Genomic DNA, 19,126 nt, shown 5'->3' on the forward strand with positions numbered 1-19,126 from the left:
CATTTCATAGTGGGTATTTCTTATACTTATAAAGTTTCAAGCAGATTTTCCAGCAGAAGGTTTACCCGTAACAAATGATAACTCTCACAACAGTTTCATTTTTAAGACATTTCTCTTTCTTATTAATGAGATTGTATGTTAGAGTTGCCTGGTTAGTTTCTCTCAAAGGTTTCTAACGCAAAAAGCCCGCAGTGACATTGTCGTTGCGGGCTTTTTACTTATTTCTGCCATCTCTGGCGCATTTTGCTGATGGTTTGCTTACTTACACCGTGTATATTTTTGAAGCGACCAGTGCAGACTCTTACTTCAATCGGCACATTTAACTTTGCGGCTAACTGATGGTAGGCATCCATCTCCCATCTGCGCACAAAGGTGTTCGCCACAATAACGGTTCTGCCCCGTGTTAGTTCTTGCTCCGTGCTGGTTTGGCACCATGAGTGGGCTTGTGGCAGCTTCTCGGCATCAAAAAGATATTCTCCCTGTTCATTTATAAAATACATGTCTGCTTCAAGATGAGCAGCATCCAGCTCAGTTGCCAGTTTTTTAGCTAAAGTCGACTTTCCTGAGCCCGGCAGTCCACGAATCAATATGATTTTTTGTGCCATTTTATTTTTCGATTATTTGCATCAGCGGGCATTATATTGCTTTAAGCAAAAAACTAAATGCTGTTGTCCTGAAAAGCAAAAAGCCCCGCACAACAATTGCACGGGGCTTTTAAAATTAGTTTATGCAGGTTATCGGTAAATACCCAAATCTCTCTGCATGTGACCAGATAGTTCACTTGAATAGTAAGACTTTTCTACTTCACCCTTACCTACAAGAATATCTAGTATATGAGCAATCAATCCTTTGATGTTAACCGCGTAGGTTTTCTTATCCATAGAGGTTGGAACTACGATGTCGTTCGCGTGCATTACCTGAGCCATAAGCGCCTCTCTGATTTAATTCTGATTACTGATTTGATAAAGGAATTTTAGGCCTAATCAGGGGTAAAATTAAGTGACAAAATTTGGATATCCAGATAAGTTTTTCTAATGTTACAATTACGCAACACACAAGTGAATATATATTCCCATTAAGCTGTTTTTTTTCATTATCTAGTTATTTTTATGCATATTGCGATTTATTGGCTGATAACACCTCCAGAAAGAAACATTTTATTAACCTAAAATATTTCTTTCCAAACTTATTTGGATAATAAAAGGTTATCCAAATCACATTTGCTTTTTGACACAATCTCACACATTAACCACTGGCTTTAAATGCTGTTGCAATGGTCTTTCTATCCAGGTAAGCAAGGAGAGCAGTATTCAACCGCCATCAGACACAAAAAAAGAGCCTTACGGCTCTCTTTTTACATTCCTGCGAGGGGAACTAAATACACCAGTGCAGACCATGCACTTACCCAGCCGACTATCACGGCGGTATCCATCCAGTCTTTAATCCACATAAGCTACTCCGGAATCAATTTGCTATTCGGTTTTACCCTTAATGCCGGTAACCGTTTCAATACGGTTATTTAATAAGCAAACTGTGTGCCAGAATTAATTAAGCCAGATTATCACCAGCGCGCTGCTTTGCGGCAACACTGTTTAACCTGTCGGGATTAGCCCTGAGAAACTCGGTAAAGCAATCTGCCATGGAAAATCCGCTAATGGTGCAGTCACCTTCCATTTTAGTAATGGCCGAATAACCCTCCTTGCCTTTCATGGTATAAGCAGAGGAGGTGCCGTTATATAGCTTCTCTGGCTCTACTTTCTGCCAGCCCTCACCTTGCTTGTAAATGCTAAGATCACAGATCCTTTCGCCGGCCGGAAGGTGGGCATGGTAAGTGAAATCAAGGTTGTAGGTATAAGGGTAGCTGCCTGAACCAGTACCGACTACGCCATTATTAGTGGCATTGTTGATCGCCCCTTCCAGCATCTCAGCAATGTATTTGCCTTTTATCTGATAAACACCGATTGGAACGGCAAAAGGCAATAGCTTTCCGGCAATATCTGCCTCTGTAATTTTGCCCGGATTGAGAGATGTTCTTATCCCTCCTGCGTTATGAATGGCAAATTCAACCTCAAAGCCCTGCTGCTCCATCATATAGTGGAAAGACTCCGCCACCAGCGGAACAAGTTCACTACCACCCAGAGCATCAGGTATACGCACATGGCGTAACGGATAGCGTGCTTCCGCTAATACTGTTTGTTGCAGCTTACGCACCTGTGGCTGGTACCGGTCGCACAGCAAAGCGTGCACATCAGCGTCTTTTTTGCAGATAAGCACATTGGGGTGTTGGCTTAATTTGTCTTTAGCCTGTTGATGAACATCATCGTCGTGGCTTTGAGTTAATGTTGCATCCAGACAGAGACGACGACCGATTAACAGCTCGTTTTTGCCCCTGAAAGCTTCAACACTGCCGTCAGCGGCAAAATCTATTTCGCAGTGGCCGATAGCTTGCGCATGACCCCCAGCCTGAACAATACGGGTATTATTTACCTTAAAACCGTAGTCACACTCTTTTGCTAAACCCAGATCAGAAAAATCACCCATCAAAGTATGGGAATGACCGCCAACAATAACAGCAATGCCATCAACCTTACCGGCCAGCTCAACATCAGCCTCGAAACCCAGGTGGCTCAACAGGATGATCTTATTGATTCCCTGACTGCGAATATGCTCTACCGTACTTTTCACTACGCTATAAACCTCGGCAAAAGAGGTATCCGGATCAGGATTGGAAATCTCTGCCATTAAATCCAATGACACGCCAAAAATGGCTATCCTCTCGTCGTTTACTTGTTTAATCAGGTAGCGCGCGCAGCCTGAAGAGTCGAGAGCATAAAGTTTGTCGTGCCCTTTGATAGGAAGAGGCTTATGTGGGTTTTCATTGCTTAAATCCCAGTTTCCTGCCAGTAACGGAAACCGGATGCGGTTTAAGAACTCAGCGACCGGTTGGTTACCCATATCCAGCTCGTGATTACCTAACGCCATTGCATCCGGTTCAAGAGCATTCAGCAAGCGTGCATTAGCCTCGCCCTTAAATAGAGAAAAATAGAGTGTGCCCTGAAAACAGTCGCCTGCGTGGAGAAAGATAAACTCACGCCCCTGCTCTGTCGCGCTCTGTTTTAACTGCTTAGCACGGCTTGCGATGCGGGCGAAACCACCATTACTAACAAATGGCTGAATGGTCTGACTCTCTATCTGCATAGAGAGCTGCAATGACTGGGGCTCAAAGTAGGAGTGAGTGTCATTGATATGCGCCAGCGTAATCTTTACCGGCTTGTTGGCTGCGTTCATCTACTGCGTTTTCTCTTAAACCCTGATAAGAGGGCTATGTTGGTAACCTTTTGTGACAAGCTTATGATAGCCGCACGGATTATTAAGTCCGGTATCTTACTCCTTTCACATCTCTTTTTCACAACTTTTATTTTTTGGCATAAACTTGAAGTGTGATAGGCACTTAGGCGAAATCTCACGATCTCGGTTATGCTTTAAGTGTAAGAAGGAGCATGTATGCAGTTAGAACGGATAGAAATATCAGGCTTTCGTGGAATTAAACGGCTCTCACTTAACTTCGATGAACTTACCACCCTAATCGGGGAAAACACCTGGGGTAAATCTTCTTTGCTGGACGCTTTAGCCGTGGCTCTGCCAGCAGAGGCGGAACTTTATGAGTTTGAGATGCAGGATTTTCATGTCGATTACTCTATCGCCCATCCTCAGACTCAACATCTACAAATCATTATCTCATTTTATCCAAGCTTTGACGGAGAAGAACTATCAGGCCGCTATAAGCGTCTTAAACCGATATGGATTGAAGATGAGTACGGACAAAAGCGTATTATCTACCGGGTAAGCGCTACCCGTGATCAATATAAAATCACTACCCGTTACAGCTTTTTAGATAATCAGGGTAACCCTTTGATGTTGCATCATTCAGAAAAACTGGCTCAGGAGCTAATGACCCTGCACCCTGTGATTCGCCTGCGGGATGCAAGGCGGTTTGATCGTAAAAGCATAAGTGCGAATGATGAAGTAAAGAATTCCAGAATTGAAAGGAGAATCGAAAACACCTGCCGACGCTTGCTGGCTAAACCCGGCCATGTTAACAAAGGAGAAATTAAGAGCAGCCTGACCTCAATGCAGAGTCTGGTGGATCACTATTTCTCATTTAAAAATACCAGCCGTAAGAATCCGCGAAGACAACGGGACAGTCTTTTACAGACCACTACTGGCAATAACTCCGGCGGCCTTAATCAGGTAATAGAAGAAACCAAAGATAACCAAACGCGGCTGCTGGTTCTTATCCTGCTTAACTCTTATCTGCAGGCGAAAGGACCCAATGAGCTTAGACGCTGCGCCAGACCGATACTGATTCTGGAAGACCCGGAAGGGCGCCTTCATCCCACTCATCTTTCACGGGCGTGGAGCTTACTTCAATTGGTTCCGACCCAGAAAATACTCACCACCAACAGTGCTGATCTGCTCGCCTCTGTCCCTTTGCAATCTATTCGCCGACTGGTGCGTAAACCGGACAGAACCATTGCTAAGTCCATTCCGGCAAAGTTATTGAGTAAGGATGAGGTTCGCCGCGTTGGTTTTCATATCCGTTTCCACCGCTCCAGTGCGCTGTTTGCCCGCTGCTGGTTGCTGGTAGAAGGTGAAACCGAAGTCTGGCTGTTTAACGAACTGGCTAAACTGTGTGGCTATAACCTTGCCTCCGAAGGGGTGCAGATAATTGAGTTTGCCCAATCCGGCCTTAAATCTTTGATAAAGGTGGCCAAAGCGTACGAAATTGACTGGCATGTCGTTACTGACGGTGATACCGCCGGCAAAAAATACGCCGCAACGGTGCGCTCTCAGTTGGGGAGAGACGGCGATAAGCACAGGCTCACCGAGTTGCCTGATAAAGATATAGAGCACTTCCTTTATGCCCATGGTTTTGAGCAGTTCTTTAAGGAACTGGTGAAGATCCCGCAGGATCATCCTATTCCGGCCAAGAAGGTTATCGTAAAAGCTCTTAAGAAATTTGCTAAACCTGACTTAGCGCTGGCCATTGTCTCTTACTGTGAGGAGAGAGGACCGGAGTCAGTACCAGTGTTGATTCGCTGGACACTAAAAAGAGTGATAACCATGGCAAATGGTAATACTTAAACGGTTATTACCCTTTAAGTTAAAATAACAGCTCCGGGAAAAAACGGAGGCAAAAAAAAAGCATGCCAGCCGGCATGCTTCACTATCAAATAATCTGATAACAAAACGGGATACTTCAAATGCGAACTGCTAACAAGCAGATCAAATTAATTTGTTACTTGGCCTGAACCTTCAATCTCTTGCTTTGGGCTTTTATCTAATGCCTCTTTAAGAGCAATACCAGAAGCTTTCATCAGGTAGCCGAATACACCACCCAACAGAATAGAAGGAACAACTAACATCCACTCGCCATTGGCAGCAAACGTCGCGCAACAGCCAATAAAAGTGCCTGGAATATAAGCTAACCAACTCTTGTTGGCCTGAATACACATAAAGAAGGCAACAATAGCCGTTACCACATAACCGATAATCTCGATATTGATTAAGGTCGACAGCTGGATAATAACCATGGCCCAGAATACGCCGGACATATTGGTGATCAGACTTGAGGCCAGTCCCTTAAGACCGTCCTTCGGAGAAGCGAAATAACTGGTACAGCCTAAAAAGCCTGCCCATGTAATTAAACCCAGAGAAATTGATAGCCATCCCCAGATACCTGAAAGAATGCCTGTTGTAATAGAAATTGCTAACAAGACGTTCATAAGCACCACCATGTCACACGTGCGTTAAACAAGGCGGTAGTTTAATGATGAACGACTAATATTGGAGTGACATAGATCACTTTTGTGAATGTATATAAAATTACATTTCACTGTTTTTGTGACGCAAGCGGTTAATCAACAGATTCAGGTAATATAACTCAAAATACGCTAGGCTGGCCCTGCATCATTCTCTGCCCTTCCCTCTTTATACAGTCCGCCAATGGATTTTCCGCCATATCAGCACGCCATATAAAAGAGAGAGTGCGTTCCATTTTCAGTTCCGGCACATTTAGGGCAACCAGTTTACCGCTCTCTATATATCTGGCGACATCCAGATAAGGCAGACAGGTAAGGTATGAACCGTTTGCCACCATACTTCTCAATACAGGCACGTGCTCGTACTCACGCCACACATCCAGATCAGAAATAAGATGATGAATAGAGCTATCAAAAATCTTGCGGGTACCGGATCCTATCTCGCGCAGAACCCATTTTGCCTGTTCAAGTTGTGCCAGACTAACGGATTCACTCTTGGCAAACGGATGGTGTGCCGCTACCACAACCGTCAGATGATCCCGGCACCACACTTCCTGATGTATTCGGCTGTCGTCACAGCGCCCTTCAATAATGCCTAAGTCGTAATGGTAGTTAAGAACAGAATCGATCACCCCTTTGGTACTTTGCACACCAAGGTTGATTCTTATTTCCGGAAAATCGTTATCAATGGTACTGATAAGGTCAGGGACAAGGTGTTCTGCCGGTGTCTGGCTGGCACCTAAACGAATCTCGCCGCTGATAAGGTGTTGCTCTACAAAGCCCAGTTCAATCTGCTGAGCGTCCTGCAACAGGCGCTTGGCCTTAGGACGAAGCCAGACGCCCCAGTGGGTTAACGCCATTCTCTTCCCCTGACGTTCAAACAGAGGTCTTCCCAGCATCTTTTCCAGCTGGGCAAGAGACATACTGGTGGCTGACTGAGTTAACGAGAGTTTTTCCGCTGCCAGACTTACGCTTCCGCTGTCGGCCACAGCTTCAAATACGGTGAGTTGTTTAAGTGAATAACGCATAAAGACACTTCCTTGCTGCAAGATAAGCATATTGTTACATACCGACATTTGTCATATCAAACTATTTGATAGATCTTTTAAATATTATCAATTTTACCTCTCCATCTTCTCACCCTTAAGCTGATTACCAAGCCGGCGAACAGTTTGCCGGGATCAGAAACCTAAGGAGACTCAATGACACACACACCGCAACTATGCAGACATAACAAGCTTACTTCAGGAGGGTAAATATTATGTTTTCACCTTCAGAGATGATGGAGCAGGCTGAAAAGTTTGCCGTTAAAAAGGCGACCAAAAGCCCCGGCACTGTTCTTTCTCTCGCAGTGATGGCCGGGATTTTCATCGGGCTGGCTTTTCTGTTCTATATAACAGCGACGACCGGAAGCAGCGGCAGTTGGGGAGCAAACCGTGTACTTGGCGGACTTGCCTTTAGTATGGGGCTGATCCTTATCGTACTCTGCGGAGCCGAGCTCTTTACCAGCTCAGTACTGACCAGTATCAGCTGGGCCAACAAAGAGATTAGCTTCTCAGCTATGGTTAAGCGATGGGCACTTGTCTATGCCGGTAACTTTGTCGGTGCTCTGTTGCTGTTAACACTGGTTACCCTTGCAGGCCTGTATCAGCTCGACAACGGTCAGTGGGGTCTGAATGCCCTGCTTATTGCCCAGCACAAACTGCACCACACACCGGTACAAGCAGTCTCCCTCGGAATTTTGTGTAACTTGCTGGTCTGCCTTGCTATCTGGCTCACTTTCAGTAGCAGTAATGCCCTGACCAAAGCATTTTTGGTGATGTTACCTGTGGCTATGTTTGTCAGCAGCGGTTTTGAACACTGTGTTGCCAACATGTTTATGGTGCCGCTGGGCATCGTAATTCAGTCAACGGCACCTGATGCCTTCTGGGCTCAGATTGGCAGTACGCCTGCGCAGTTTAGTGACCTTAGTGTTTCTCACTTTATCAGCGCAAACCTTGTTCCGGTAACCATAGGCAACATTATCGGCGGAGCCATTTTAGTCGGTCTGACCAACTGGTTTATCTACCGTAAGCCAACTCTGAAAATCACTCAAATAAGCCAGATATCTTCACAACAACTTACTTCGTCAGTTAAGGAACTCACCATGAACACCCATTTAAATGCCCAACAGATTATGAACGCCAACCCAGTGACATTAACCGCTGATATGCCGGTAGAAGCCGCTATAGATACACTAACTCAGCACAAAATTGACGGAGCCCCTGTGGTGACACAGTTTGGTCAGCTAATCGGCTTTTTCTCTGTGCACAATGTAATGGTTGATCTTTGGTGCAACGATTATCTTCCGCCTGCCACTCAGTTAGTTGGTGAACTGATGAGCCGCGATGTTACTGCCATCAATAGCGAAGAGTCATTGGTGAATATTGTCGAGTTTATGTCCATAGACAAAGATCAAATCTATCCAACTACTTCTATGGGGATCGCCACTCAACTAACCAGCCTTTCTCTGGAGGAGAGAGCTAAAAATGCCAGGGTTACCCGCCCTAATATTCTTCCGGTGATCCGTAATGAGCAACTTGTCGGCGTAGTGTCCCGTCAGGAAGTGATCGGGGCCTTACGTTCTATATATGGCGAGAGCAGCTATCAGCAACAATCAGAAACAGAACTCGCTACCGCATAAAATTAGCAGAAACGAAAAAGGTGCCAACTAAAGTGGCACCTTTACTGTGTCTATGTTTCAACGTACAACTTATTTACGCACGCCTTCAATAATCAATTCCATATCAACACTTGATATCGCTCCCATAGCTTTCATACCAAAGTCTTTAAGCTGCAGGGTTGTTGTGCCAACAAAACCAACGCGGTAACCACCCCAAGGGTCTTTGCCTTCACCGATAAACTTAGCATCGATAACGACTGGCTTGGTTTTACCGTATAGAGTCAGGTCACCAGCTACATCGATATTGCCGTTACCTTTATCCGTGATTTTAGTACTGACAAACTTAGCGTCAGGATACTTACCGGCGTCGATGAAATCAGCACTACGTAGGTGCTTATCACGCTCAGCGTGGTTAGTATCAATGCTTGTGGTATCAATAAAAACATTTACTTTAGATGAGCCAATGTCATTAGCATCATATGAGAAATCACCAGAAAACTTGTTAAAACGGCCTTTAATAAAGCTGTAACCCAAATGGCTGGCATTAAAGTTAATTGACGCGTGCGCACCTTTTGTATCGATCACGTAATCTGCTGCGTTAACGCTTAATGGCATTGCTACTGCTAATGCTAGTCCCATAGTTAAAAGTTGTTTTTTCATTTAATCGCTCCTGTCATTTTTCGTAGCGTGTCATCTTTATCAACAAAGTGATGTTTAAGCGCTGCAAGCGCATGAACCACTGCCAATCCAATCAATATAAATGCAGTGTAGTAGTGAACCTGACCTGCAATAACCGACTGATCAGCAAATAACTCACCGGCAGAAGGCACTACAAACCAATTGAAAACTTCTATACCCCGACCGTCGGAGGTAGAAATCAGATAGCCGGAAATAAACAGAACGAAAAACAGAAGATACATAACATGATGTACCGCTTTGGCTGCTATGATCTCAAGGGGCTTCCCTTCGATTTTTGGTGACGCTGTCACCAGCTTCCATGCTAAACGGAACAGAGTTACTCCGGCCAGAACTAAGCCAACGGATTTATGCCAGTGAGGTGCCACCTGATACCAGGAGCTGTAGTAAGTAAGCTCCATCATCCATAAACCGAGGGCAAACATGCCGATGATAACAATGGCAGAAACCCAGTGAAGTACTCTTGAGGTGAAATTATATTGTTTGACGACCTGTTCCATACACATCTCTGACTATTACTGAAAACATCCGGACTAAGCCCAAATGCGAATAAATCTCTTTTCAAATAGTATTGAGCATGTATAGGTGAAGAAAAAGCGATTAAATTTGCTTAAAAACATCAATTTATTTGATGTTTTCATTTACGTTTATTTACAAATAGATAGGAAACCTATTTCTAGATTAGAGGTCGGTTTCCTGCTCAATCTGATATAACTCATCAGAAATATCCAACATTTTTCGTTCCATAACCGTTTGTGCATCCCTTACTCCCTGATTGTAGTAAACCGCGCCAAACTTGTTACTTATAAAGTCCAGCAAGAAATCTGCATCGAACTGACCTAAATCGAAATCAAGCTCCTGTTCAAAATAGTTTTGTAACTCCTGCACCATCTTCTGTTTCTGAGCAGCAGTAAAAGTAATATCGGACATAAGTTTTCCTTAGTAAAAATAATCGACTGAAATTTCTGATCAGTTTAACGGGTCTGTAAAGCAAAGGAATAAATAAGGAAGTAATATGCTGATAAAGTCACCCAAAAGCTGGCAGTTAAAAGAGAGTCAATCCACCTCAGAGTCTGTCTATCATCAACGACGAGATGTACTAAAGAAACTTGGCTTGGTTGCAGCAACAGCGCCTGTCGCTAACCCGGCAACGGCCGGTATTTTTGATTTTTTCAGCAAGGCAGAGCCCGAAATTGCTGACAAACGTTCACCGTTAAACTTTGTTACTTCGCCCTATTCAGATCATTCCCTGACGCTGACGCCTGAGAAAAAGATACTCACCTATAACAACTTCTATGAATTTGGCACTTCTAAAAATCAGCCAGCGGAAAATGCGCAGAACTTTAAAACCGATCCATGGAGTGTTGAGATCAGCGGAGAAGTACATAAGCCGACAACCATTGATTTCGCAGATATCATCAAAAAATTTGATATAGAAGACAGAATCTACCGTTTCAGATGTGTTGAAGCTTGGTCAATGAACGTACCCTGGCTTGGCTTTCCCCTCAGTAAACTGATCGAACTGGCCAATCCGAAAGGAAGCGCCCAGTATGTGGCAATGCAAACTTTGTATGATCCGGAACGTATGCCGGGTCAGAAAGACAGGCGTATTGGCGGTGGTATTGAGTACCCTTATGTTGAAGGGCTTACCATGGCTGAAGCTATGCACCCTCTGACGCTTGTGGCTGTCGGCCTGTACGGGAAAACGTTAGCCCCGCAGAATGGTGCTCCTCTCAGACTGGTTGTGCCATGGAAATATGGGTTTAAGAGCATTAAATCCATTGTGAAAATTAGATTGATGGAGTATCAGCCGAACACCACATGGAACAAACTGGCTGCCAACGAGTATGGCTTTTATGCCAACGTTAACCCTCAGGTTGATCACCCCCGCTGGAGTCAGGCTTCTGAACGGTTTATCGGCAGTGGAAACCTGCTTAGTACTACCCGTCAGGATACTCTGATGTTTAATGGCTACGGCGACGAAGTCGCGTCTCTTTATAGTGGCCTTGATTTAACACGGAACTACTAATGAAACCGGGTAAAAAGAGCATCTGGCTGATCAAACTGGTTCTGCACCTCTGTTCGCTTATTCCGTTGGCATGGCTGGTAATTGCTACGGTAAACGGTCATCTGGGGGCAGATCCTGTTGAACAAATCACTCATTTCACCGGTAAGGGTATTTTGCATACTCTGTTTGCCAGTTTGATGATTACCCCCCTTGCAAGGTGGTTTAAGCTCGGTTTCCTGTACCACTTCCGCCGGTTGCTGGGGCTATATAGCTTTTTCTGGGCAACTCTGCATATGCTGGCCTATTTCTGGTTTGATCTGGCATGGGAATTCAACCTAATCATCGGTGAAATCACCAGCAGAAACTATTTAGTACTCGGTATGCTGTGCTGGATTCTATTGTTATTTCTGTCACTTACCTCAACTAAGGGCATGCGTTCACGCCTTGGCACAGGCTGGCAAAAGTTGCATAATTGGGTCTATGTCGCAGCCATAATCGGTCCGATACACTATTATTGGTCGGTTAAATCCGCTGTGACGGAACCATCAGTCTATATCTTACTCGCCTGCCTGTTACTGCTGGCCAGAAAAGATAAAATCCGTCGCTGGCTGGTGAGTTAATGTAAAGAATGAAGAGGTGTTCTCTTCGTTACAGGAGAGACCCTTGTTAAAAGATCTGGTTATTCAGTCTATTCACGACTTTCAGAAAGACTGCCTCAAGCTGTGCGAAAACCACTACCCTACGGTTCATAACCGTGGGATGAGTGAGCATCATCTGGGAAGAGCGTTTGCAAGACGAATGGCCAGTACCCTTGACCGCTTTAATCAGCCAAACCAGTTTGAAGCCATCGATACAGTGGTTTCTCCGGAGCATCCCCATCACTACCGGATCGCTTCCGGTCTCGGCACCGTCTGGGTGATTACCCATCACCTCAGCAGCGCCACATCTAAATGCAAAAATAAACTGCTTTGTGATATCAGTGAATGGCAGGCCGAGTATGGCTATGCCATACAACCCAATGATCTTCTGGTGCTGTTAAGCGACCACTGGATTTCCCGCAGCAAACATAGCCGTGAACTTCTTGACTGGTGGATGGGCGAACTTCCCGACGATATCAATGAATATAGTCAGCAGGGAATATCCCTCTATCAAAGCCAGTCAAAATTGGTTAATGATTTGGATAACTACTTTCAGATCTCGCCCTGTTATTTACGTTTCGGTCATCCGTTAGTTCGCTCCAGTGATCAACAACTGGTCAGAAAATATATACAACTCTATGCTATTTTGGAGTGGCAGAGGTAGGAGTTACATACGGTTAATTGTTGAAAATACAAGCATTATCAGCGATTAATTATGCGAAAACCGTACCGCAATAGCATTTTCAGTTTTATCAATTGACAACACTTTAAGCTTCACCAAGAATGGCTCAGTTTATTTTCAGTCCGGACTGAACTTTCCGGACTAAATACGATCGAAGCTAAACCACTTACGTAAAACTACACGCTCGGAACGTCCGTTTATATGATTTCTGGTCAGACAAAATTTGCAAGATTTATAAAAAGAGATCAGGACGGTCGTTATTATGCCAGCTATCGCGGAATGACATTATTCAGCCGCTTTCAGCCAATTTTTTCACCGTCAAAAACCGTTATCGGTTACGAAGCGCTATTGCGTGTATACGGTGCAGACGGCAGTAAAATCCGCGCAGATCACCTGTTTCAGGACGAGAGTTTAAGTTTTAATGCTAAAGCCATGGTCGACAAGCTCAGCCGTATTATTCATATTAGCAACTTCGCTAACTCCCCCTTCCGCGAGAGCCAGCTGTTTATAAACACCCTCCCCATTGCTAACGAAATCTTTCTGCAAAGCACTGCAAATACTAAACCACTGATGGATTGGCTTTCCCGTCTGGAAATCAAACCACAACAAATCGTGGTTGAACTGATTGAGTTTGCCGCAAGAAGTAACAAACGGCTTTGTAAATCGATAAAGCACCTACGCGAACTCGGGTTTAATATTGCTATCGATGACTATGGGACGGATGCTTCAAACCGGGAAAGGGTTAACCTAATCCAGCCAAACATCATTAAGCTTGATAAGTCGTTGCTGACCCTTTATACCCAAGGTGAAAAGCAAGCCATGCTTGAAGCTCTGAAGCTGTGCGCGGAGATCAACGCTCAGATAGTTGTGGAAGGGATAGAAACCGAAGAACAGTTTAACAGCCTTGCACAACTTGATATCAACATGTATCAGGGCTTCCATCTGGCCAAACCTGAACAGCATGATGTTCAGCAGTTTGTGCCGAGTAACGCTGAACTCTCCCCGGCTTAAACCAGTTGATTATTGAGTTATAGGCTTAATTGCTTTACTCTTGCGCGCTCATTTAGCAGAGTGATGTATCCATGAACCGTAAGAAAAAGATCAACCAAATCCTGAAAAAGAAACAGAAAAAAGCCAACGCTAAGCTGCATAAGAGCAACAAGCCCCGCTATATCTCGAAAGCGGAGCGTGAAAAGCAGCAGGCTGAAGAGGTTCAGGAACAGCGGTTAACTCAGGCAGAACAGCCGTCAGACCAAGACCAGGAATAGCCTTCAGAAAACGTTACAGCAGTAGCCAGTCGTCAATGGGATTAAACTGGCTTGCAGAATCAATCAGAGATTGGGCTGTCAGCCCCTCAACCCCGTACACTTCGACCTTTTTACCGTGTTTTTCGATAATACGCTGTACAAGAAGATCAAAATCTCCGTCCCCGGATGCCAGAACCACAACATCAGCCTGACAAGCCAACTCTATTGCGTCCAGAGTAATACCCACATCCCAGTCGCCTTTCGCCGATCCATCCTTGCGCTGAATAAAAGGTTTCAGTTTTACCTCAAAACCAATTCCGCGCAGTATGTGGTGAAACTGACGCTGCTTCTCCTGATTGCTGGCAATAGCATAGGCATTGGCTTTTATCACCTGACGATTTGCCGTCGCCAGACGCCAGAACTCGTTGTAATCGAAGTTCCTGCGGAACTTATCCCGGGTTGTGTAGTAGATGTTTTGCACATCAACCAAAATGGCGACAGTCTGCATAAATTCTCTTTATCTGTTTTATTGATGTTTGCCTGAAACAGGTGCTATTTGTTTTTCATTCTAAGATGCCGGTTTGAAACATTCGATTTCGGCACTTGCGGTACTGCCCTTTTTTCATGCCTCAGATGACGGATAGCAAGAATCGGATGATGTAGTAACATTCTCGGACCGGAGTAACGCATAACCAGCCTCATCGACTCTTTCGGCTCTGGCTTATAGCAGTGTATCGGGCAGTTATTGCATGTCGGCTTAATCTGGCCGTACGGGCAGCGATCCAGTTTCGTTTCTGCGTAAAGTAACAACTCTTTACAAGCATCGCACAAACCTGACTCAGGCTTATGGTGGGCTTTACAGTAAATTTCCATCATAGCCGATACAGTTTTAAACTCTGTCGACAATTCACCAGTCAGTATTTTGCTCTTTAACATCCGCTTTTACCTTTAAATTTCCTCGCCGATCATACAGAATACGCCCGTAATTACTAGTAACGTCAATTTTGCTGGTAGGTCACTCAGGTTCAGGTTAATAACCAATCGCTTTTTATAACCCAGCGTAATTTCATATATTTTTTTATATCATGTGCTATGTCCCACCAATGACGGCCATAACTTGAACTGACATGGGTCTAAAATATAGTATGCAGTCCTGATTCTAATAAGCGATACGCGATTTTGTGGTAAGCGATACGCCATTTTGTAATAAAGAGTAAAGTCATGTTATCTATTTTCGACATCTATAAAATAGGAGTCGGCCCTTCAAGTTCACACACTAACGGGCCGATGATCGCCGGATTTGAGTTTGCCGGATTAATTGCAGACCAGTTATCTGATGTACATTCTATTAAGGTTGATCTTTATGGTTCTCTTTCCCTGACAGGTAAAGGCCACCACACAGATAAAGCCACCTTTTTGGGACTACTTGGTAACCGCCCGGATGCTATCGATATAACCGCAGCTAACCAGCTGATGAAAGAGAGTATCGAAGCGAAGAAACTGCCTGTTTCCGGCAAACACACAATAGATTTCGATTTTGAAAGCGATATCGTTTTCCACTCAGATAACCTTCCGCTGCATGAAAACGGTATGAGCATCTCAGCCTTCGACAGGCAGGGTGAACTGCTTGAGAAAGAGGTGTACTACTCAATCGGCGGAGGCTTTATTGCCACTGAAGATGAGCTCAAAAACGGTAAAAGTGACGATGAAGTCACCCTTGAGTTTCCTTTCCGCTCTGCCGAGGAGCTGCTTAAACAAGCTGAAATTCACGGTTACTGTCTTGGCGGTTTGGTGCTGCGTAACGAGCTCTCCTTTAATGCCGCTGAAACTATAGATTCCAAAGCTGACCAAATCTGGAAGATCATGTCTGCCTGTATTGAGAAAGGTCTGCAAACCGAAGGGATTCTTGACGGCGGTCTGAATGTGACCCGTCGTGCACCGGCACTACTGAAAAAGCTGGAAGCCAACAGCGCACTGGAAAGTGATCCAATGGAGATCATGGACTGGATTAACGTATTCGCCTTTGCAGTAAGTGAAGAGAATGCCGCCGGTGGTCAGGTTGTTACCTCCCCGACCAATGGTGCAGCAGGTGTTATTCCGGCCGTACTGATGTACTACCATAAATTTATTAAGCAGCTTGATACTAAGCAGATTAAAGATTTTCTGGCGGTTTCCGGTGCTATCGGCATGCTGTATAAAATGAACGCTTCTATTTCAGGTGCAGAAGTAGGTTGTCAGGGTGAGATTGGTGTCTCTTCTTCTATGGCAGCAGCAGGCCTTACTGCGCTTCGCGGCGGCAGTAACGAGCAGATCTGTATCGCAGCAGAAATCGCAATGGAGCACTCCCTTGGTATGACTTGCGATCCTATTGGCGGCCTTGTGCAGGTACCTTGCATCGAACGTAACGCCATGGGTGCGATGAAGGCCATAAACGCTTCACGTATGGCACTTAAGAGAACCAGTAAATGTCTTATCTCTCTGGACAAGGTTATCGACACCATGTATCAGACGGGCAAAGATATGAACAAAAAATACCGTGAGACCTCTCTTGGCGGACTTGCTGTTATTCATATTGCCCCGCCTTGTGAATAAGCAAACTAAATAGTGTTAAAAGCAAAACCGGGCCTGATTGCAGGCCCGGTTTTTTAATCTCATTTGTATATTTAAAACTGAACATTCAGCCCTTTTATCAACTCTATCAGTTCATCTTCCGTTTCAGGTTCTCTGGCCAGTTCTACCTGCGGCGCTGCGCCACCACGAAGAATATACGCTTTCGTTCCGCAATGATCATAGTGATACCAAAGCCCGTCAACACAAACATCTGTATAGCAACGTGGGTCTTTTTTTAGTTCCATAACATTACCTCTTTGCTTCCCTGAACTCTTTAAGCATAGTCTTTACCCACAACTTATGTATGGAAATATTATTGTTCCCTTATAAACAATTCCGTTAGCCTCTCATTTATGCAAATTTGCTATCAATCAATTGCTTATATAATCACCACTCAAACCAAAATAGTGCTTATACTCTATAGTTCGTTATTCTATTACGGTACTCTATGCACCAGCAGAATTTTGTATTACGAGAGCTATCATGAACGCTGATTCAAAACCCTGGCTTAACAGCTACCCAGGCGACGTCCCTGTCGACGTCAATCCAGATAAATACCAAAACATCAACGAGATGTTTAAAGAGACTTTCGCCAAAAACGCCGACAAATCTGCCTTCGTCAATATGGGACACTCTCTCAGCTATCGCGAACTGGACGAAAAAAGTACAGCTTTTGCAGCTTATCTTCAAAACGAGCTGAAGATGAAGAAAGGTGACCGAATCGCGCTTATGATGCCCAACCTGCTGCAATACCCTATTACCATCCTTGGTGCATTAAAGGCTGGCTTGGTGGTCGTAAACGTCAACCCTCTGTACACACCAAGAGAGTTGCAACACCAGCTACGAGACTCCGGTGCCAGTGCCATTGTAGCGGTAACCAATTTCGGCAATAACCTGCAAAAAGTGGTGGGAAAAACCAGCGTTAAACACGTTATTCTTACCCGTATCGGTGATGAACTGGCGCCTTATAAGCGGACTTTAGTCAACTTTGCAGTTAAGTACGTTAAAAAGATGGTGCCTAAATACAGCTTGCCGGGAGCTATCTCTCTTAAGCGCGCATTGACTCAGGGTAAAAACCTTACCCTTAACCCGCCAAAAATAGCAGCAGATGATCTTGCCTATCTGCAATACACAGGCGGCACTACCGGTCTGGCAAAAGGGGCAATGCTGACTCACAGAAATATTATCGCCAATGTTCTTCAGGTGTATGCCCACTTTGCCCCTAGAACACTGCTGGAAAACGAGCACGCGGTAACCCCTCTGCCTCTGTATCATATTTTCGCCAACTCAGTGAGTATGATGCTGATTATGTTCTTTGGCGGCACAAACCTTCTGATCACCAATCCCCGCGATCTGGATGGCTTCGTTAAGGATATGAGCAAGTTCCCGTTCACCATGGTGTTTGGTCTGAACACTTTGTTTAACGGTCTTAACAATCACGCCGGATTTAAAGCACTCGACTTTAGCAAGGCAAACTTCACTATTGCCGGTGGTATGGCAACGCAAAAGCATGTTGCAGATGAGTGGCAGAAAATCACTGGTATGCCGATAGTAGAGGGTTACGGCTTAACCGAGTGCTCTCCTGTGGTCGCCGGTGGTATTCACACTCAACAGGCGTTCGTTCCATCCATTGGCGTACCTCTACCGGGAACGGAGCTACGAATTGTTGATACCGACGGCAATGCAATGCAAGCCGGTGGTATCGGTGAAATCCAGATCCGCGGCCCTCAGGTAATGAAGGGCTACTGGAACCAGCAAGCCGAAACCGATGAAGTGATGTGCGAAGATGGCTGGATTAACTCCGGCGATATCGGCCGTATGGACGATAAAGGCTTCTTTTATATCGAAGATCGTAAAAAAGATATGATTCTGGTCTCCGGGTTTAATGTTTTCCCGACAGAAATCGAGGAAGTCGCGACTCTTCATCCTAAGATTGTTGAAGCAGCCGCTGTTGGTGTGGCAGACGAAGTCGCCGGCGAACGCGTTAAGCTGATCGTAGTAACCAGTGCACCTGTCACGGCGGAAGATATTAAAAAGCACTGCCGCCGTCACCTAACCGGCTATAAGATCCCGAAAGTGATCGAATTCCGCGAAGAGTTGCCTAAGAGTAATGTCGGTAAGATCCTCAGACGGATGCTGAAAGATCAGTAAACCTGATATTCAGCTCTGAGTAAAAGCCCGCTAATTTAACAAGCGGGCTTTTCATTTAAACCATGTTTACGCAAGCGACTGAGGCAGTGATTAGATTGGAACCACCAAAGTCTCGATTGGCGACTTATTTATCAGCCGCTTGGAGTAAGAAATAATATTATTCCAGAAGTCATGGTGATGTCCGCAAATCAGCAGATCAAATCCATGTTCAGCAATAGTATCTTCCAGTTTGTTGCCTAAATCACCTGTACCTACCAGAAAATGACTGATGGGAAAGTCGGTATAACTACTAAAAGTTTGATACATCTCTTTTGAGCGTTCGTTTACCTGCTCACCATCGTGCTCTTTCTGCAAGTCGATAAGTTCAGGGTAGATCTCACCATGAGTACCATCAATATGAATCAGAGAAACCTTAGCGTCCACCAGCTTTGCCAGCGATACTGCCCTGTCTACCAGTACTTTGCTCTCTTCTGACGATCCCAACGCAACTAAAATGTGTTGATAATCCATACAAACTCCTTCTCATTTATTACAGATTAATAATAAACAGGACACCTATAAACTGGCAATTAATGGTCCATTTTTTCTGCATATAAAACAGTAATTTGTG

At 44.8% G+C, this 19,126-nt stretch carries 21 protein-coding genes; 9 read left to right on the top strand and 12 right to left on the bottom strand.

Annotation, left to right across the window (positions count from 1 at the left end; all coding sequences use genetic code 11):
- Positions 1-218: 218 nt before the first annotated feature.
- From PK654_RS19495 to PK654_RS19505, 3 genes are all read right to left on the bottom strand, one after another.
- Positions 219-605: an ATP-binding protein gene (locus tag PK654_RS19495; protein WP_271698961.1), complete on the bottom strand. Its 387-nt coding sequence runs from the start codon at positions 603-605 to the stop codon at positions 219-221.
- 129 nt (positions 606-734) lie between these two features.
- The gene (locus tag PK654_RS19500; protein WP_271698963.1) at positions 735-926 is read right to left on the bottom strand and encodes a hypothetical protein; all 192 of its coding nucleotides are present in this window, start codon (positions 924-926) and stop codon (positions 735-737) included.
- A gap of 622 nt (positions 927-1,548) precedes the next feature.
- Complete coding sequence (locus PK654_RS19505) at positions 1,549-3,288, bottom strand: bifunctional metallophosphatase/5'-nucleotidase (RefSeq protein WP_271698964.1); 1,740 nt, start codon at positions 3,286-3,288, stop codon at positions 1,549-1,551.
- A 216-nt stretch (positions 3,289-3,504) separates the two neighbouring features.
- Here PK654_RS19505 and PK654_RS19510 point away from each other — a divergent pair, with 216 nt between their 5' ends.
- A complete protein-coding gene (locus PK654_RS19510) occupies positions 3,505-5,145 on the top strand; it encodes an ATP-dependent endonuclease (protein ID WP_271698965.1) in 1,641 nt (546 codons plus the stop codon).
- A gap of 146 nt (positions 5,146-5,291) precedes the next feature.
- Here the strand turns inward: PK654_RS19510 and PK654_RS19515 are convergent, their stop codons facing one another.
- Together PK654_RS19515 and PK654_RS19520 are read right to left on the bottom strand one after the other, a co-directional pair.
- Positions 5,292-5,786 (bottom strand): DUF1097 domain-containing protein, encoded by a 495-nt coding sequence (locus PK654_RS19515; protein ID WP_271698966.1) that lies wholly within the window; start codon positions 5,784-5,786, stop codon positions 5,292-5,294.
- Between the two features lie 158 nt (positions 5,787-5,944).
- Positions 5,945-6,850, bottom strand: coding sequence for a LysR substrate-binding domain-containing protein (locus PK654_RS19520; RefSeq protein ID WP_271698967.1), 906 nt, complete (start codon positions 6,848-6,850; stop codon positions 5,945-5,947).
- A gap of 233 nt (positions 6,851-7,083) precedes the next feature.
- Here PK654_RS19520 and focA point away from each other — a divergent pair, with 233 nt between their 5' ends.
- Positions 7,084-8,505, top strand: coding sequence for a formate transporter FocA (focA, locus tag PK654_RS19525; protein WP_271698969.1), 1,422 nt, complete (start codon positions 7,084-7,086; stop codon positions 8,503-8,505).
- A 69-nt stretch (positions 8,506-8,574) separates the two neighbouring features.
- On the opposite strand, the gene PK654_RS19530 is transcribed toward focA, so the two are convergent.
- From PK654_RS19530 to PK654_RS19540, 3 genes are all read right to left on the bottom strand, one after another.
- Entirely contained in the window at positions 8,575-9,144 is a 570-nt protein-coding gene (locus tag PK654_RS19530) for a YceI family protein (protein WP_271698971.1), read from the bottom strand.
- Complete coding sequence (locus tag PK654_RS19535) at positions 9,141-9,680, bottom strand: cytochrome b (RefSeq protein ID WP_271698973.1); 540 nt, start codon at positions 9,678-9,680, stop codon at positions 9,141-9,143. Before PK654_RS19535 ends, PK654_RS19530 begins: the two co-directional genes overlap by 4 nt.
- A 181-nt stretch (positions 9,681-9,861) precedes the next feature.
- On the bottom strand, positions 9,862-10,110 hold the full coding sequence (locus PK654_RS19540; RefSeq protein WP_271698975.1) for a DUF2164 domain-containing protein: 249 nt from the start codon (positions 10,108-10,110) through the stop codon (positions 9,862-9,864).
- Between the two features lie 85 nt (positions 10,111-10,195).
- Between PK654_RS19540 and msrP the strand changes: the two genes are divergently transcribed.
- From msrP to PK654_RS19565, 5 genes are all read left to right on the top strand, one after another.
- Positions 10,196-11,209, top strand: a complete 1,014-nt coding sequence (gene msrP, locus PK654_RS19545) for a protein-methionine-sulfoxide reductase catalytic subunit MsrP (RefSeq protein WP_271698976.1) — start codon at positions 10,196-10,198, stop codon at positions 11,207-11,209.
- Positions 11,209-11,808, top strand: coding sequence for a protein-methionine-sulfoxide reductase heme-binding subunit MsrQ (locus tag PK654_RS19550; RefSeq protein ID WP_271698978.1), 600 nt, complete (start codon positions 11,209-11,211; stop codon positions 11,806-11,808). Before msrP ends, PK654_RS19550 begins: the two co-directional genes overlap by 1 nt.
- A 43-nt stretch (positions 11,809-11,851) precedes the next feature.
- Complete coding sequence (locus PK654_RS19555; protein ID WP_271698980.1) at positions 11,852-12,490, top strand: hypothetical protein; 639 nt, start codon at positions 11,852-11,854, stop codon at positions 12,488-12,490.
- A 219-nt stretch (positions 12,491-12,709) separates the two neighbouring features.
- The gene (locus tag PK654_RS19560; RefSeq protein WP_271698982.1) at positions 12,710-13,519 is read left to right on the top strand and encodes an EAL domain-containing protein; all 810 of its coding nucleotides are present in this window, start codon (positions 12,710-12,712) and stop codon (positions 13,517-13,519) included.
- Between the two features lie 71 nt (positions 13,520-13,590).
- Entirely contained in the window at positions 13,591-13,776 is a 186-nt protein-coding gene (locus PK654_RS19565; protein ID WP_271698983.1) for a DUF2986 domain-containing protein, read from the top strand.
- A 13-nt stretch (positions 13,777-13,789) separates the two neighbouring features.
- Here PK654_RS19565 and PK654_RS19570 read toward each other — a convergent pair whose 3' ends face one another.
- Together PK654_RS19570 and PK654_RS19575 are read right to left on the bottom strand one after the other, a co-directional pair.
- A complete protein-coding gene (locus PK654_RS19570; protein ID WP_271698984.1) occupies positions 13,790-14,263 on the bottom strand; it encodes a LabA-like NYN domain-containing protein in 474 nt (157 codons plus the stop codon).
- 44 nt (positions 14,264-14,307) lie between these two features.
- On the bottom strand, positions 14,308-14,691 hold the full coding sequence (locus tag PK654_RS19575; protein ID WP_271698986.1) for a nitrous oxide-stimulated promoter family protein: 384 nt from the start codon (positions 14,689-14,691) through the stop codon (positions 14,308-14,310).
- Between the two features lie 285 nt (positions 14,692-14,976).
- Here PK654_RS19575 and PK654_RS19580 point away from each other — a divergent pair, with 285 nt between their 5' ends.
- Entirely contained in the window at positions 14,977-16,347 is a 1,371-nt protein-coding gene (locus PK654_RS19580) for an L-serine ammonia-lyase (RefSeq protein ID WP_271698988.1), read from the top strand.
- 71 nt (positions 16,348-16,418) lie between these two features.
- On the opposite strand, the gene PK654_RS19585 is transcribed toward PK654_RS19580, so the two are convergent.
- A complete protein-coding gene (locus PK654_RS19585) occupies positions 16,419-16,610 on the bottom strand; it encodes a hypothetical protein (RefSeq protein WP_271698989.1) in 192 nt (63 codons plus the stop codon).
- Positions 16,611-16,848: 238 nt separating this feature from the next.
- Between PK654_RS19585 and PK654_RS19590 the strand changes: the two genes are divergently transcribed.
- On the top strand, positions 16,849-18,516 hold the full coding sequence (locus PK654_RS19590; RefSeq protein ID WP_271698990.1) for an AMP-binding protein: 1,668 nt from the start codon (positions 16,849-16,851) through the stop codon (positions 18,514-18,516).
- A gap of 90 nt (positions 18,517-18,606) precedes the next feature.
- Here the strand turns inward: PK654_RS19590 and PK654_RS19595 are convergent, their stop codons facing one another.
- Positions 18,607-19,026 carry a universal stress protein gene (locus PK654_RS19595; RefSeq protein WP_271698991.1) on the bottom strand — a complete coding sequence of 140 codons (420 nt, stop codon included), beginning with the start codon at positions 19,024-19,026 and terminating at the stop codon, positions 18,607-18,609.
- Positions 19,027-19,126: the final 100 nt, after the last annotated feature.

It is taken from the genome of Vibrio sp. SCSIO 43137 (genome assembly GCF_028201475.1).
Taxonomy (GTDB): Bacteria; Pseudomonadota; Gammaproteobacteria; order Enterobacterales; family Vibrionaceae; genus Vibrio.

Bases quoted from the DNA above. Each gene is read 5' to 3' on its own strand.
- PK654_RS19580 (WP_271698988.1), top strand. From the start codon at position 14,977: ATGTTATCTATTTTCGACATCTATAAAATAGGAGTCGGCCCTTCAAGT.
- PK654_RS19595 (WP_271698991.1), bottom strand. From the start codon at position 19,026: ATGGATTATCAACACATTTTAGTTGCGTTGGGATCGTCAGAAGAGAGC.
- PK654_RS19515 (WP_271698966.1), bottom strand. From the start codon at position 5,786: ATGAACGTCTTGTTAGCAATTTCTATTACAACAGGCATTCTTTCAGGT.
- PK654_RS19505 (WP_271698964.1), bottom strand. From the start codon at position 3,288: ATGAACGCAGCCAACAAGCCGGTAAAGATTACGCTGGCGCATATCAAT.
- PK654_RS19530 (WP_271698971.1), bottom strand. From the start codon at position 9,144: ATGAAAAAACAACTTTTAACTATGGGACTAGCATTAGCAGTAGCAATG.
- PK654_RS19495 (WP_271698961.1), bottom strand. From the start codon at position 605: ATGGCACAAAAAATCATATTGATTCGTGGACTGCCGGGCTCAGGAAAG.
- PK654_RS19550 (WP_271698978.1), top strand. From the start codon at position 11,209: ATGAAACCGGGTAAAAAGAGCATCTGGCTGATCAAACTGGTTCTGCAC.
- PK654_RS19590 (WP_271698990.1), top strand. From the start codon at position 16,849: ATGAACGCTGATTCAAAACCCTGGCTTAACAGCTACCCAGGCGACGTC.
- PK654_RS19535 (WP_271698973.1), bottom strand. From the start codon at position 9,680: ATGGAACAGGTCGTCAAACAATATAATTTCACCTCAAGAGTACTTCAC.
- PK654_RS19570 (WP_271698984.1), bottom strand. From the start codon at position 14,263: ATGCAGACTGTCGCCATTTTGGTTGATGTGCAAAACATCTACTACACA.
- msrP (WP_271698976.1), top strand. From the start codon at position 10,196: ATGCTGATAAAGTCACCCAAAAGCTGGCAGTTAAAAGAGAGTCAATCC.
- PK654_RS19510 (WP_271698965.1), top strand. From the start codon at position 3,505: ATGCAGTTAGAACGGATAGAAATATCAGGCTTTCGTGGAATTAAACGG.
- PK654_RS19585 (WP_271698989.1), bottom strand. From the start codon at position 16,610: ATGGAACTAAAAAAAGACCCACGTTGCTATACAGATGTTTGTGTTGAC.
- focA (WP_271698969.1), top strand. From the start codon at position 7,084: ATGTTTTCACCTTCAGAGATGATGGAGCAGGCTGAAAAGTTTGCCGTT.
- PK654_RS19575 (WP_271698986.1), bottom strand. From the start codon at position 14,691: ATGTTAAAGAGCAAAATACTGACTGGTGAATTGTCGACAGAGTTTAAA.
- PK654_RS19500 (WP_271698963.1), bottom strand. From the start codon at position 926: ATGGCTCAGGTAATGCACGCGAACGACATCGTAGTTCCAACCTCTATG.
- PK654_RS19540 (WP_271698975.1), bottom strand. From the start codon at position 10,110: ATGTCCGATATTACTTTTACTGCTGCTCAGAAACAGAAGATGGTGCAG.
- PK654_RS19560 (WP_271698982.1), top strand. From the start codon at position 12,710: ATGATTTCTGGTCAGACAAAATTTGCAAGATTTATAAAAAGAGATCAG.
- PK654_RS19565 (WP_271698983.1), top strand. From the start codon at position 13,591: ATGAACCGTAAGAAAAAGATCAACCAAATCCTGAAAAAGAAACAGAAA.
- PK654_RS19520 (WP_271698967.1), bottom strand. From the start codon at position 6,850: ATGCGTTATTCACTTAAACAACTCACCGTATTTGAAGCTGTGGCCGAC.